Genomic DNA, 13,802 nt, shown 5'->3' with positions numbered 1-13,802 from the left:
CTGATAGATTGTGGATGAGATGCCGAATTGGACCCGGTAGGGCAGTCGGGACCATTAATCCTCAGAGGTGCCCGTTGCCTCGTCGCTGTCGTCGCTTTGCAGAAGACCTTCGGAGATCAGACCGGCATTCTGGCGCAGCGCCAGTTCGATTTCCTCGGCAACCGGCGGATTTTCACGCAGGAATGTCTTCGCATTTTCGCGGCCCTGGCCGAGGCGCTGGCTGTTATAGGAGAACCAGGAGCCAGACTTCTCGACAATGCCAGCCTTGACGCCAAGATCGACCAGCTCACCCATTTTAGAGACGCCCTCGCCATACATGATGTCGAATTCGACCTGTTTGAAAGGCGGTGCCATCTTGTTCTTGACGACCTTGACGCGGGTCTGGTTGCCGATCACCTCATCACGATCCTTGACCGAACCGATGCGGCGGATATCGAGGCGTACAGAGGCGTAGAATTTCAGCGCATTGCCGCCTGTCGTGGTTTCGGGCGAGCCGAACATGACGCCGATCTTCATGCGGATCTGATTGATGAAGATGACCATGCAGTTGGAACGCGAGATCGATGCCGTCAGCTTGCGCAGGGCCTGGCTCATCAGACGAGCCTGCATGCCCGGAAGGCTGTCGCCCATCTCGCCCTCGATTTCGGCGCGCGGCGTCAGCGCCGCCACCGAATCGATGACGATCACATCCAGCGCACCGGAGCGCACCAGCGTGTCAACAATTTCAAGTGCCTGCTCGCCGGTGTCGGGCTGGGAAATCAGCAGGTCGTGCAGATTGACGCCGAGCTTGCGGGCATAGACAGGATCCAGCGCGTGTTCAGCATCGATAAAGCCGCAAACGCCACCCTTCTTCTGGGCTTCGGCGACGGTCTGCAGAGCCAGCGTCGTCTTGCCCGAGCTTTCAGGACCATAAATTTCGATGATGCGGCCTTTGGGCAGACCACCAATGCCGAGCGCGATATCGAGGCCGAGCGAACCCGTCGACACCGTTTCGATTTCGACCACGCTGTCCTGGGCACCGAGCTTCATGATGGAGCCCTTGCCGAACGAGCGTTCGATCTGCGAAAGTGCTGCTTCCAGCGCCTTGCTCTTGTTCACTGATTTTTCCTCGACGAGTCGGAGAGTATTGTCTGCCATCGATCTTATCCCTTGTTGCCGCCGTCGCCTAGGCGGTCCGCCTTCATGAGATATTCGTACACTTTTTGTTCTCATTTGGCAAGTCTATTTAACATATTGAAAAACAAAGATATATCAATTTGTGTTCTGTTTTTGTTTTGGAGGTTTCTCGATTGTGGGTAAATAGTGTTTCACGCGCCAGCAGCGGTTGAATGTGCCTTGATCTGGCGAATCTGTCGTCTGGCGCTGTTGCGCCCGGTACCGCAAGATTTGCAAAACGCTTTTTGCTGTCGTGGGCCTTGTCGACAGGGAGCATCTCAAGATGAGCGAGCAGCCGAAGTTTCAAGTTTATGGTGACCGTCTCGATCGGTTGACCGCTCAGCTTTCGAGATCTGTCTCAACACGCCGCGCGACGTTCCGCCGACAGATCTCTTGACAGAAATCTGTGTGCCGTTGAAACCGTAGCAGGCTGTTGCGCCTGCTACATGGCCGCCGCAGCGGCATCGTCCATTGCGGTGGCCCGTTTGAGGGCAGGGCGCTGCGAAAGCCGTGCGACATAGTCGGCAAGGCCGGGCCGGTTTTCGATCGTGCCGAATTGCAGGCCCCAGGTAATCTGTGCGCCAAAATAGACGTCGGCGGCCGTGAACCGGCTGCCGGTAATATAAGTCTTCCCGGCAAGGGCTGTCTCAACTGTGTTCATGACCTGAGCATAGGTGCCATAGCCGACCATGCGCTCGCGCTCCCGAGGGATTTCTATACCAAGAGCTCTGTTGGAGACGGCGGTTTCAAGCGGTCCGGCGGCGAAAAACATCCAGCGGTAATAGTCGGCGCGTTCTTCAGGGCGCGGCGCCAGTTCGGCCACCGGGAAGGTCTCGGCAAGATAGGCGCAGATGGCCGCACATTCGGTGATCATCCTGCCGTTGTGGCGGATCGCCGGAACCTTGCCCATGGGGTTGAGTGCCAGATATTCCGGTGCCTTCATCGTGCCGCCATAGGTGAGGGTTTCGGTATCGTAATCGACGCCCGTTTCCTCAAGCATCCATCTTGCGATCCGCCCGCGCGACTGCGGATTGGTGAAAAAGGTCAGGTCTGTCATTGCTTCCCTCCCGGTTGGTTTCATCTGTGATGACCAAAAAGAAAGCCCGGAACAAGGCCGGGCTTTCTGATTATCTATAAAGATTCGGCGCTGAAATCAGGCGGCCATCGCCTTCTTCAGGTTTTCGTCGATCTTGTCGAGGAACGCCGTGGTGGAGAGCCAGGGCTGGTCGGGGCCGATGAGCAGCGCCAGATCCTTGGTCATGAAGCCGCTTTCGACGGTGTCGATGCAGACCTTTTCCAGCGTTTCGGCGAACTTGGCCAGATCGGCATTGTCGTCCAGCTTGGCGCGATGGGCGAGACCACGGGTCCAGGCGAAGATCGAGGCGATCGAGTTGGTCGAGGTTTCCTGACCCTTCTGATGCTGGCGATAGTGACGGGTCACCGTGCCGTGGGCGGCTTCGGCTTCTACCGTCTGGCCATCCGGTGTCATCAGAACCGAGGTCATCAGGCCGAGCGAGCCAAAACCCTGGGCAACGATGTCGGACTGAACGTCGCCGTCATAATTCTTGCAGGCCCAGACATAACCACCGGACCACTTGAGCGCCGAGGCGACCATGTCGTCGATCAGGCGGTGTTCGTACCAGATCTTCTTTTCTTCGAACTTGGTCTTGAACTCGGCGTCGAAGACTTCCTGGAACAGATCCTTGAAGCGGCCGTCATAGGCCTTCAGGATGGTGTTCTTGGTCGACAGATAGCAGGGAACGCCGCGCTGAAGCGCGTAGTTGAACGAGGCGCGGGCGAAATCGCGGATCGAATCGTCACGGTTGTACATGGCCATGGCGACGCCGGCAGACGGTGCGTCATAGACGTCATGTTCGATCGTGGTGCCATCGTCGCCGACGAACTTGATCGAGAGCTTGCCCTTGCCCGGGAACTTGAAATCGGTGGCGCGGTACTGATCACCGAAAGCGTGACGGCCGACGATGATCGGCTGGGTCCAGCCCGGAACGAGACGCGGGACATTCTGCATGATGATCGGTTCGCGGAAGATAACGCCGCCGAGAATGTTGCGGATCGTGCCGTTCGGGCTCTTCCACATCTTCTTCAGGCTGAATTCCTCAACGCGGGCCTCGTCGGGGGTGATGGTGGCGCATTTGATGCCGACGCCATGCTTCTTGATGGCGTTGGCAGCATCAACGGTGACCTGGTCATCAGTGGCGTCGCGGTTTTCAACCGACAGGTCGTAATATTCGATCGGCAGATCGAGATAGGGGAAAATCAGCTTTTCCTTGATGAACTGCCAGATGATGCGGGTCATCTCGTCGCCATCAAGATCGACGACCGGGTTAGCCACCTTGATCTTCGTCATTATTCATCCTCGTCTATACCGGACCGCAAAGGGGCCCTTGCTTCATAAAAAAGTCTTGTGGGCTATAGCATCGCGCTGCCAAGGAAAAAAGGCGCTTCCCGCGTAAACTTTGGCGAAATTGCATCATTAACCTGCCGCCTGTTGACGCATATCCATTCTGCTTCCGAGGGGCCGTTGAACTCAATCGGTTTAAATAAGCGGATTGCCGCTGATCGGACAAAACTATTGTTATTTGAATAACTGTTGTTATGATCACTTTGTAATCAAGCGATGGATGTCTCGACATGAGCGATCTCAGGGATCAGGAAATTCAGGTTCTGCGCATCATTCGGGATAATCCCTTTGCCGGTCAGCAGCAGATAGCCGATGCGCTGGGCCTGTCGCGCTCGGCGGTGGCGGCGCATGTCGTCCGGCTGATGGAGAAGGGCTATATTCTCGGGCGCGGTTATGTCGTTGCGCCTGAGGATCGTGTGATTGCCATCGGCGGCGCGGTGATCGACCGCAAATACCTGTCGAGCGAGGCGCTGATTGCCGGCACCTCAAATCCCGCTTCCAGCCTGCGTTCCTTCGGCGGTGTTGCGCGCAATGTGGCCGAAAATCTTGCCCGGCTTGGTGCGGCCACGGGTTTTATTTCCGCGGTTGGCGAGGATGAGGGCGGTCATCAGCTCATTCATGATTTGCGAGAACACCGTGTTGATGTCGCCGGGGTTTTCACGCTTGGCGGTGCAACGACGGCGGAATATGTCGCCGTGTTGGAGCCATCGGGTGATCTGGCTTTCGGCATTGCCGATATGGCGATTTTCGACCAGCTGACGCCAGCGCTTCTTGAGCGGGCCTGGCCGTCGATTGCGGCGGCGCGCTGGGTCTTTGCCGATTGCAATCTGCCGGCGGAAACGTTGGCCTGGCTGATCGAACGGCGGCAGCAATCGCGCTTCCGGCTGGCGGTTGACGCGGTATCAACACCCAAGGTGGCGAAGCTGCCGAAAGATCTGACTGGCATTGATCTCTTGTTCATGAACCTCGATGAGGCGGGTGCCTGCCTTGGCCGCTCATTCAGCCGCGATTGTGACGGCATGCGTGTGGCAGCGGAAGCGCTGCGGGCTGCGGGCGCAGGCGAAGTGGTGCTCTCCTGCGGGGTGCTGGGCATGGCGGTGGCCATGCAAACGGCAACGGCCATGGTGCCTGTCGTTCCGGCCTGTCCTGTCGATATGACCGGCGCCGGAGACGCCATGATTGCCGGCACGCTGCATTTTTATTCGACCAGTGACGATCTGGTGGCGTCCGCGCGACGCGGCGCCTTGATCGGTTGCCTGACAACGGAAACGGAAAAGAGCGTGCATCCCGCGCTCTGCGAAGGCTTTGTGGCGGAAAACCTTGCAAGGCTTGAAAAGATTTCAACGGAATTGGAGACAGAGATTGGCAAAGGCTGAAATCATCCTCGGAGCAGAGCTTGAAGCCGCATTGGCAGACGGCAAGCCCGTCGTGGCATTGGAATCCACCATCATCACTCATGGCATGCCCTATCCGGCAAACCTGGAAACGGCGCTTGCCGTGGAAGAGGTGGTGCGGGCAAACGGCGCCGTACCGGCAACGATCGCGGTGATCGACGGCAAGCTGCATGCCGGTCTTGACCGGGCGGCTCTTGAAATGCTGGCGAAGGCCGACAATGTCGTCAAGGCATCCGGCCGCGATCTCGCTGTCGCCATGGTACGTGGTGAGACGGCGGGGACGACCGTTTCGGCGACCATGAAGATTGCCGCTCTTGCCGGTATCGGCATTTTTGCGACCGGTGGCGTCGGCGGCGTGCATCGCGGCGCCGAACAGACATTCGATATTTCAGCGGACTTGACCGAACTCGGCCGCACGGCGGTGACTGTTGTCTGTGCCGGCGTGAAATCAATCCTCGATATCGCCAAGACGCTTGAATATCTGGAAACCCAGCGCGTTCCGGTGATCGCCTATGGTACCGATGAATTTCCTGCGTTCTTCACCCGCGAGAGCGGTCACAAGGCCGATCATCGGCTCGACAGCGCAGAAGAGATCGCCGATGCGATGGCATTTCATGACAGCCTCGATACCGGAACCGGCATTCTGATTGCCAATCCTGTGCCGGCCGGTGATGCGCTGACCAATGAATTCATCAGCGGAACGATTGAAAAGGCTGTTGCCGAAGTCGTGGAGAAGGGGATCGGCCAGAAAGATGTTACGCCCTATCTTCTTGCCCGCATCAATGAGCTTTCCGAAGGAAAGAGCCTCATCGCCAATATTGCGCTGGTGAAGAATAACGCCGCTCTTGCTGCCCGCATTGCCGCGGCCGGGAAACGATAACCGGCCGGCTCAACGAAAAAGGCCGTGGCGCCCCTCAGGATGCCACGGCCAGCGCTTCAGGGGCGCAGACCAGCGCGGGATCTTCGGTTTCCTTGAGGAAATTGGCGAAATAGCGCTTGAGTTTGGGGATCTTGACCAGCTCGTCGATCGAGGCCTTGTGCGCGTCGCGTGCCAGCGTTGACGGGTTGAAATAGGCCTCGGCATTTTCGGGTGTCAGCACGAAAGGCGGCTTGCCCTCGCGACCGAGGATATAGCTCATCATCAGAGCCCCGGTGCGGTGATTGCCTTCGATGAAAAGCTGCGGCCGGCTCAGCGCGCGAACATAGAACCCGGCAGCGCGCTTACGCACCGGCTTGCCCTTGTGGCGGTCATACCATTCGATCAATCCGCCGACATCGCCGACCTGACGATCGTAGAAATGCTCTTCCGTCTGCTTCAGATGGTTGGCAAATTCTGCGCGTCGTGCGGCGTCGGAGCCACATAGAACAAGATGGTTGAGTTCCAGCAGGTGGTGCAGTTCGCCCAGACGGAGAATGTCGGCCCGGCGCACGAGCAGGCTGTCGACATAGGCATAGCCTTCCATCATCCGCTCCACGACGCTGTCGGGCATGCCATCGCGCCGCATGGTCAGATGCGTGTTGATTTCATCAAACCGCCGCTGGGTCTCGCGCAGCTTTTCTTCGATCTTCTTAAGGTCGAGGCGGTGCTGAAACATTCACGGGCCTTTCTCAACCCAGATGGTGAAACGATACGAACTTAAAGCTTGCGTCGTCTTTGTCGCGGCCGGCAGCGCGCAGCACGCTCAGTGGTGCTCTTGCACAGCACAGGATCCTGTCTGGCTGCGGAGGCCTGTTTTCGCACAGCATTCTGTGCCAGGCAAGGTCAGTTTGTCGCGGTTGCGAGAAGGGCGGCACCTGAATTCAAGCGCCGCCCCGTCTGGAATATTACGTGTAGGGTCTTGCTGGATCAGCTGAATTCGCCAGCCAGATATTCCTTGGTCAGCGTTTCCTTCGGGTTTTCGAAGAGCTGCTTGGTTTCACCCAGTTCGACGAGGTAGCCAGTACGTCCGCCAGCCGACATTTCGACCGAGAAAAAGGCCGTCTTGTCGGCAACACGGATTGCCTGCTGCATGTTGTGGGTAACGATGGCGACCGTGTAATCATGCTTGAGCTCGATCATCAGCTCTTCGATCTGACGCGTGGCAATCGGATCAAGAGCCGAGCAGGGCTCGTCCATCAGAAGAACGGTCGGCTGGGTGGCAATCGCACGGGCAATGCACAGACGCTGCTGCTGGCCGCCGGAAAGCGACAGGCCATTCTGCTTCAGCTTGTCCTTGACTTCCTTCCACAGCGCGGCGCGCTCAAGAGCGGCCTGAACGCGCTCGGCGATATCACCCTTGTAGCCGTTGAGACGCAGTCCGAAGGCGACATTCTCGAAAATGCTCATCGAGAAGGGGTTCGGCTGCTGGAACACCATGCCGATATGGCGGCGAACCACGACCGGATCCACTTCCTTGCCGTAAACGTCCTGACCGAGAAACTGCACGGTGCCTTCCAGATGGAAGCTCGGGATCAGATCGTTCATGCGGTTGAGGCTGCGCAGCACCGTCGACTTGCCGCAGCCCGACGGGCCGATGAAGCCGGTGATCTTGCCCTTTTCAATATCGACATTCGCGTCCCGGACGGCAAGGAAGTCGCCATAGAAGATCTTTTCGATCTTGGCTCCGATGGCAACCTTCGAATCGTCGTCAGCGAAGGTTTGTTCGGAGAAGCTGTTCATTTCCATTGTCGCAGTCATCTTTTCAGACCCTAGTTTCCGTTAAACGCGCCGTCCACCGAAGGAGCGGCTGAGAATGTTGAACACCAGTACAATGAGAACCAGTACGAGCGATGCGGACCATGCGAGTTGGATCTGGTTTTCATAGGGCAGCTTCGTAAAGTTGTAGATCAGGATCGACAACGATGCAGTGGGCTCCGTCAGGCTGTTAAGCCAGTAGCTGGAAAAGGCTGCTGTAAAGAGGATCGGTGCGGATTCACCCGACGCTCTGGCCACAGCCAACATTACACCGGTCATAACACCTGGCAGTGCCGTAGGCAAAACAATTTTGAGTGCGACCTGCGTCGGATTGCACCCCATTCCATAGGCCGCATCCTTCATCCGCTGCGGCACCATCAAAAAGGCCTGTTCGGCCGTCAGCAGCACCGTCGGCAGCATCAGGATCGACAGCGAAAGACCGCCGGCAATGGCCGAGTAGGTTTTCATTTCCACAACCATCCAGGCATAGACGAATAGACCGGCGAGAATGGACGGAAAACCGGTCAGAACCTTGCCGATAAAGCGCACGGCGGTGGAAAGCCTGCTGCGCGGCGCAATCATGCCGGTATAGATGCCGCCGAGCACGCCGACGGGAATGGAGATCAGCGCACCGATCGCCACCATGATCAGCGTGCCGACAATGGCATTGCCGATGCCGCCACCCTGTTCCATGGGAGCAGGGGGAAGTTCGGTGAAAAGTGCAAGGCTCAACCGGGCGCCACCGCGGCTGATCAGCATCCACAGAACCGAGATCAGCGGAACAGCTGCGATCAGCGCCAGGAGCCACAGGATCACGGTCTGGATGAAGTTGGACATAGTCCGCCGGTTGGCGAATGAGAATTTCAGGCTGGGGCCGAGAGCGGCGACTTCCGGATTTTCCAGCGATGTCTGGTCGTAGGTGCTCATAGCGATCTCCGGAAAATCACGTCACGGACTGGCGTGCGGTGCGCGACATGATCAGCGTACCGATGATGTTGACGGCCATGGTGATGACCAACAGCACGATGGCCGCATACATCAGGGCCTGCTTCTGGATTTCACCTGCCTCCGGGAAGGTTGAGGCAAGCAGCGAGGCAAGCGTGGTTGCCGGCGAGAACAGCGACAGCGAAACGATCTGGCGGTTACCGATCAAAAGCGCCAGGGCCATGGTTTCGCCCAGCGCGCGGCCGAAGCCCAGAACCAGCGAAGCGAAAATGCCGCTCGACGCCGTCGGCAGCATCACCTTGCGGATGGCTTCCCACTTGGTCGTGCCCATGCCGTAGGCGGCTTCCTGCACCTTCAGCGGAATGGCCTTGAAGGCATCCTGCGAGATGGCAGCGATTGTCGGCAGCACCATGATCGACAGAACGATCACGGCAGGCAACAGGCTGAAACCATTGAAATTCGTTGAGAAGAACGGGATGAAGGGCATGGTTTCATGCAGCCACTTGGCGAGCGGGCGGATCGCTGGGATCAGCACATAGATGCCCCAAAGGCCGAAGACGACCGATGGAATGGCTGCCAGCATCTCGACGATCAGGCGGAAGACATAGGCCAGTCGCGGATGCAGAAAGCCCTGCGTCAGGAAGATGGCTACGGCGACACCGAGAATGCCACCGAAGAACAGCGCCAGAAGCGAGGAATAAAGCGTGCCCCAGATTTCAGCGAGAATACCATACTGGTTGGTATTGGCATTCCACTCGACACTGGTGAGGAACTGCAGGCCGTAATTGCGCATCGCTGGCGCAGCCTGTCCGCCGATTTTCCAGAAGATGTAGACGATCAGCAGAACCGTCAGGATGCCTGCGGCAAAGGTCAGGAAGCGGAAGGACCTGTCCATACCATATTCGAAGGCAGTAGGCGGGCGAGAGACGCTGTGGTCATGCATCGCAACGGAGTGCGGCTTGGCGGCCATCAAGGGGCTCCTTGAAATGATCGTGCGTGCTGCTCACGATCTGACAATCTTTGGTTGATTGATTTCAGGCACAAAGACCGGGGCGAAAATTCAACTTCCGCCCCGGCCTCTTCAGATTAGCATAACTTACTTGATTTCGGCCAACGACGTGCGGTCGAGCTCAACAACATTTTCCGGAAGCGGAATGTAGCCGAGAGCGTCCGACATGGTCTGGCCGGTGGTCAGGCCGTATTCAACCATCTGCTTGATGGCGTCGACCTTGGCCGGATCCTGGCCCTGCTTGTAGAGAAGCAGCCAGGTGAAGGTTGCGATCGGGTAGGAGTCTGCGCCAGCCGGATCGACGATGAAGGCGCGGTTGGCGCTATCAAATTCAGCCGAAGCGAGGGCAGCCGCACCGGCTTCCGGGCCAGCCTTGACGTAGTTGCCAGCCTGGTTTTCCAGTTCGGCATAAGGTGTCTTGGTCTGCTGGGCGTAGCCATATTCGATATAGCCGATCGCGCCGGGGGTCTGCTTGATGGTGGCGGTGATGCCGTCATTGCCCGGTGCTGCGACGAAGTTCGAAGCGTTCGGCCAGGAAACGGTCTTGCCAGCGCCGACCTTCGTCTTGAAGTCGTCGGAAATGGCAGCCATGTGGTTGGTGAAGTTGAAGTTGGTGCCCGAGGAGTCGGAGCGAACAACAACGGTGATGTCTTCGTCGGGAAGATCAACGCCTTCGTTGATGGCGGCGATTGCCGGGTCGTTCCACTTGGTGATCTCGCCGAGGAAGATCTTCGAGTAAACGTCGCGTGACAGCTTCAGTTCGGTAACGCCATCAAGATTGTAGGCGAGAACGATCTCACCAGCCGTCATCGGCAGGAGAATGGCGCCACCGTCGATCTTGGCGATCTCGTCGTCGGACATCGCGGCGTCGGAAGCGGCGAAGTCAACAACGTGATTGGTGAAGTCTTCGATGCCAGCGCCCGAGCCCTTCGACTGGTAATTGACTTCGATACCCGACTTTGCGGCGAAATCCTTAAACCAGGCCGAATAGAGCGGGAAGGGGAAGGAAGCGCCCGAACCCGTCAGCTGCGCGTCGGCAGCCTGAGCAACAGTGCCGGAAACGATCATGGCGGCGGCAACAGCTGCAATCTTCGCGCCCTTGTAGAAATGTCCGATTTTCATCAGATAGCCCTTTTGAGGTTTTGTTGAAAACGGGACCCCTATAACAATGAAAGTGTATCAAGAATAGCTATGTTGTAAAAAATTCATAAATGTCGTTTTTGTGTCATCTCATTTTATATAAGCTTCAAAATACTGTCATAAAACTGTCATATAGATACCGACTGCGAGTATAAATCACATGGAATGCCACTGGCGGTTTTATCCGGGCTGTGCTGCGGCCTTGCGAAGTGTGACGGCTGCGTGGCATGAATGGTCGAAGATGACAGTGCGCCCTGCGTGATTTTTTCGCTCTGGGACCCCAAATTTTGCACTGCGGAAGGCGCTTCGTGTTTTTGCCTTGATTTTGCGCATGGCAGCCGGCGTCATCAGACTATAGTATTATTCCATAAATGACATGCCGGCCGCAAAGCCCGTTTCCGTTGATTTCCGAGGCAAAGATTTTGACCGACACACAGATAACCGACAATGATGATGAATTGCACCCGCGCGACCCGGTCGTGATCAGGCAACGTGTTCTGGAAAAAGTTGCCATGACCGCGCTGGAGGCGGGGCGGCTTTTGATGGAAACTGGCGCCAAGTCAAGCGTTGTGCGGGCGGGCGTGCAGAAGGTGGCCGAGGGGCTTGGGGTGCGCAGTGTGCATGTCCGGGTCGGATTCGCCTCTATCGCGGTCACCGTCGGAGATGGCGTCTGTACCAGTACACATATGCTTGGCGTTGGTCATCACGGCGTCAATATGCGCATCAACCACGCTGTTCGTGAAGTCTGTTCGCTGGTGGGGCGTGGCGGCATGACGGTGGAAGAGGTGCTTGGCCGCTTCAAAGAGATTACCATGACCACTGGCAAGCATGCCAAATGGTTCAATGTCTTTGCCGCCGGTCTTGCCTGCGCGGCCTTCGGACGCCTGCTGGGAGCAGACTGGGCAGCTTTTGTGCCGACACTGATCGCCAGCATGGTCGGGCAGTATATCCGGCTGATGATGATAGAGCGGCATTTCAACGCCTTTGTCGTCACGGCCTTCGTTGCCTTTGCTGCGGCAGTTCTGTCAGGGATCGGTGCGACGCTGCTCGGTTCGAGCATGATTGATACCTCGATGAGTGCTGCCGTGCTGATGCTGGTGCCCGGCGTCCCGTCAATGAATGCGCAGACCGATATCATGGAGGGCTTTCCAACGCTTGGCTCGGCACGCTTTGTAACCGTGACGATGATCCTCCTTTTCATTACCGTTGGTGTCGGCGCTGCCCATATAGCACTTGGCGGTGGCATGGAGGATGCGACCAAGCCCTTCCATTCGGTCCTGCACCAGACATTTTTTGGCGCCGTTGCTGCGGCGGGCTTCGGGGTCTTGTTCAATTTCGGCTGGCGCAATCTCGGCTGGTCGGCCATTGCCGGTGGGCTTGCGCTTGCGGTCAAAACCTTCTGCATGCATCACGGCTGGCCGCTTGAGGCGGCCTCTTTCGGGGCGGCTGTGGCGGTCGCATTCGCGGTGGAGATTTCCTATAATACGCCGTTTCCGGTTCGCCGTGTCGGCAACGCAATTGCCGTTGCAGGCTGCATTCCCATGGTACCGGGCAGCGCTGCTGCACACTGGATCATCGGCTTGCTGGAGATGACAGTACAGCCCCTTGACCAGCTGAATGCCATGCTGGCCTCGACCACAAGCGCCGGGCTTCAGGTGATCTTCACCGTCGGTGCCATCGGTGCCGGTCTGACGATGGTCTCCTCGCTGTTCCGTCGTCCTGATTTTCCAGATTGAGCTTTTGTGCCAGATTGAGCTTTTGTGAATGCCTGTTTCCCCGGCGTCTTCATCGTCCATAAAGAGAAAGCTGCGGAATCTGTCTTGGTTTTATAAGTAAAATATTTTTGCCTTCCGTTGCGATTTGCATCTATCGAATGCCTGCCGTCGCCTTGTGCCTTGATGAAGCCCGGTCTGCGGGTCCGCAGGGCGGACAGTTGAGCGGGGCTTTGGGATGCGGACTGAAAAATATGTTCTCGTTCGTCCGCGCGGCGGGCTGAATGATCTGTTGGTTCAGATTGAGCAAAGCCGTGGATATGCCGCGCGCTATGGGCGCAGCTTTGTCATCGATATGTTGCGTAGCGGCTGGAACTGTGATTTCCATCGCTTCTTCGAGCCGCTGCCGAATTTTGGTGTGCGACTGCGTCGATGGACGGATCGGATGGTGTCAGAGCTTGATGGCATTCCCGATGTTTTTCCCCATGAAATTGCCGGACGTTTGAAAGATTATGGCGTCCATTGTCAGGCGCGGTACTTCGTTACGGATGAGGGGGGGATCCCGGTCCGTTTCGAACTGAACCAGGACTATCCGGAACGGCTTCTGGTTTCGGAACAATGGGGCGGCGGTTATGATTCGCTCAGACTGCTGCATCGAGTTCGCTTTGTCCGCGATGTAGCCGATCATATTCTTGGCAGGCTTTTGATGCTGGGGCCGGATTATGATGCAGTCCATGTGCGTCACAGCGACTACCAGACTGACTACCGCGCCTTGTTGCGACGGATCGCACCCTGTCTTCGCGGGCGCAACGTCCTATTATGCACAGACAGTTACAACGTGCAGAAAGAGGCGCCGGATTTACTTGTCGGTGCCACGTCCATCATCACGCTTTTCGATGTTCCAGACAATGGGGGGCAGCCGCTGCATGGCATACGGGAGGCGTCGGGTCTAAAACGCAATCTCGCGACTACGACAGACCTGATGGCCATGGCTTGCAGTCGCCGGCTCTATTATTCACGGCTGCTCGGCAGTCGGGGGCGCAGTCTCGGGTGCTTTTCGGGTTTTTCCCAACTGGCCGAAGGGCTGAGGTTGCAGCCGGCGCTGATCGCGAAATTGCTGGAGGGCGGATCGGCTGATCTTTACGCCGCGTTTCTGGCTCAGCGTGCTGCGCGACCGCGCTACAACATGCGGGCCTTGGCCATAGAACTCTACCGGGAGGTCAGGGATCGCTCCACCAGATCGCACTCACGACGCGTGGCACGTCGAATCGCAAAAGCCGCGAGACAGGATCAGTGACACAGAATGCCCCCGGAAATGGCCGGGGGCAGCTGTTTTCTCGCTGAAGCCTCA

12 protein-coding genes are annotated in these 13,802 nt (G+C 57.5%); 4 read left to right on the top strand and 8 right to left on the bottom strand.

The annotated features are described in order from the left end of the window. Positions 1 to 54: 54 nt before the first annotated feature. The 3 genes from recA to FJU08_RS01785 all read right to left on the bottom strand — a co-directional run bounded on the left by recA (position 55) and on the right by FJU08_RS01785 (position 3,523). Complete coding sequence (gene recA / locus FJU08_RS01795; protein WP_141147257.1) at positions 55 to 1,137, bottom strand: recombinase RecA; 1,083 nt, start codon at positions 1,135 to 1,137, stop codon at positions 55 to 57. A gap of 460 nt (positions 1,138 to 1,597) precedes the next feature. Further along, a complete protein-coding gene (locus tag FJU08_RS01790; RefSeq protein WP_141147256.1) occupies positions 1,598 to 2,212 on the bottom strand; it encodes a glutathione S-transferase family protein in 615 nt (204 codons plus the stop codon). A gap of 96 nt (positions 2,213 to 2,308) precedes the next feature. Then, positions 2,309 to 3,523: an NADP-dependent isocitrate dehydrogenase gene (locus tag FJU08_RS01785; protein WP_141147255.1), complete on the bottom strand. Its 1,215-nt coding sequence runs from the start codon at positions 3,521 to 3,523 to the stop codon at positions 2,309 to 2,311. A gap of 284 nt (positions 3,524 to 3,807) precedes the next feature. Between FJU08_RS01785 and FJU08_RS01780 the strand changes: the two genes are divergently transcribed. Continuing rightward, a complete protein-coding gene (locus FJU08_RS01780; protein WP_141147254.1) occupies positions 3,808 to 4,953 on the top strand; it encodes a carbohydrate kinase in 1,146 nt (381 codons plus the stop codon). Beyond that, a complete protein-coding gene (locus FJU08_RS01775; RefSeq protein ID WP_141147253.1) occupies positions 4,940 to 5,851 on the top strand; it encodes a pseudouridine-5'-phosphate glycosidase in 912 nt (303 codons plus the stop codon). Before FJU08_RS01780 ends, FJU08_RS01775 begins: the two co-directional genes overlap by 14 nt. 34 nt (positions 5,852 to 5,885) lie before the next feature. On the opposite strand, the gene FJU08_RS01770 is transcribed toward FJU08_RS01775, so the two are convergent. From FJU08_RS01770 to pstS, 5 genes are all read right to left on the bottom strand, one after another. Further along, positions 5,886 to 6,566 (bottom strand): hypothetical protein, encoded by a 681-nt coding sequence (locus FJU08_RS01770; RefSeq protein ID WP_141147252.1) that lies wholly within the window; start codon positions 6,564 to 6,566, stop codon positions 5,886 to 5,888. Between the two features lie 251 nt (positions 6,567 to 6,817). Next, positions 6,818 to 7,648, bottom strand: a complete 831-nt coding sequence (gene pstB / locus FJU08_RS01765) for a phosphate ABC transporter ATP-binding protein PstB (RefSeq protein ID WP_141147251.1) — start codon at positions 7,646 to 7,648, stop codon at positions 6,818 to 6,820. 21 nt (positions 7,649 to 7,669) lie between these two features. After that, positions 7,670 to 8,572, bottom strand: coding sequence for a phosphate ABC transporter permease PstA (gene pstA / locus FJU08_RS01760; protein WP_141147250.1), 903 nt, complete (start codon positions 8,570 to 8,572; stop codon positions 7,670 to 7,672). Positions 8,573 to 8,588: 16 nt separating this feature from the next. Further along, entirely contained in the window at positions 8,589 to 9,560 is a 972-nt protein-coding gene (gene pstC, locus FJU08_RS01755; RefSeq protein WP_141147249.1) for a phosphate ABC transporter permease subunit PstC, read from the bottom strand. Between the two features lie 126 nt (positions 9,561 to 9,686). Beyond that, positions 9,687 to 10,721: a phosphate ABC transporter substrate-binding protein PstS gene (gene pstS / locus FJU08_RS01750; RefSeq protein ID WP_141147248.1), complete on the bottom strand. Its 1,035-nt coding sequence runs from the start codon at positions 10,719 to 10,721 to the stop codon at positions 9,687 to 9,689. Between the two features lie 440 nt (positions 10,722 to 11,161). On the opposite strand from pstS, the gene FJU08_RS22950 reads away from it, so the two are divergent. Continuing rightward, the gene (locus FJU08_RS22950; protein ID WP_210245170.1) at positions 11,162 to 12,475 is read left to right on the top strand and encodes a threonine/serine exporter family protein; all 1,314 of its coding nucleotides are present in this window, start codon (positions 11,162 to 11,164) and stop codon (positions 12,473 to 12,475) included. A gap of 214 nt (positions 12,476 to 12,689) precedes the next feature. Beyond that, positions 12,690 to 13,748 carry an O-fucosyltransferase family protein gene (locus FJU08_RS01735; RefSeq protein WP_141147247.1) on the top strand — a complete coding sequence of 353 codons (1,059 nt, stop codon included), beginning with the start codon at positions 12,690 to 12,692 and terminating at the stop codon, positions 13,746 to 13,748. Positions 13,749 to 13,802 lie beyond the last annotated feature (54 nt).

The sequence above is a fragment of the Martelella alba genome (assembly GCF_006516955.1).
GTDB lineage: Bacteria > Pseudomonadota > Alphaproteobacteria > Rhizobiales > Rhizobiaceae > Martelella > Martelella alba.
Note: the sequence above shows the minus strand (reverse complement) of the source record. Positions and strands in the feature narration are given on the sequence as shown.

Bases quoted from the DNA above. Each gene is read 5' to 3' on its own strand.
- FJU08_RS01770 (WP_141147252.1), bottom strand. From the start codon at position 6,566: ATGTTTCAGCACCGCCTCGACCTTAAGAAGATCGAAGAAAAGCTGCGC.
- pstS (WP_141147248.1), bottom strand. From the start codon at position 10,721: ATGAAAATCGGACATTTCTACAAGGGCGCGAAGATTGCAGCTGTTGCC.
- pstC (WP_141147249.1), bottom strand. From the start codon at position 9,560: ATGGCCGCCAAGCCGCACTCCGTTGCGATGCATGACCACAGCGTCTCT.
- FJU08_RS01785 (WP_141147255.1), bottom strand. From the start codon at position 3,523: ATGACGAAGATCAAGGTGGCTAACCCGGTCGTCGATCTTGATGGCGAC.
- FJU08_RS01780 (WP_141147254.1), top strand. From the start codon at position 3,808: ATGAGCGATCTCAGGGATCAGGAAATTCAGGTTCTGCGCATCATTCGG.
- pstB (WP_141147251.1), bottom strand. From the start codon at position 7,648: ATGACTGCGACAATGGAAATGAACAGCTTCTCCGAACAAACCTTCGCT.
- recA (WP_141147257.1), bottom strand. From the start codon at position 1,137: ATGGCAGACAATACTCTCCGACTCGTCGAGGAAAAATCAGTGAACAAG.
- pstA (WP_141147250.1), bottom strand. From the start codon at position 8,572: ATGAGCACCTACGACCAGACATCGCTGGAAAATCCGGAAGTCGCCGCT.
- FJU08_RS01790 (WP_141147256.1), bottom strand. From the start codon at position 2,212: ATGACAGACCTGACCTTTTTCACCAATCCGCAGTCGCGCGGGCGGATC.
- FJU08_RS01735 (WP_141147247.1), top strand. From the start codon at position 12,690: ATGCGGACTGAAAAATATGTTCTCGTTCGTCCGCGCGGCGGGCTGAAT.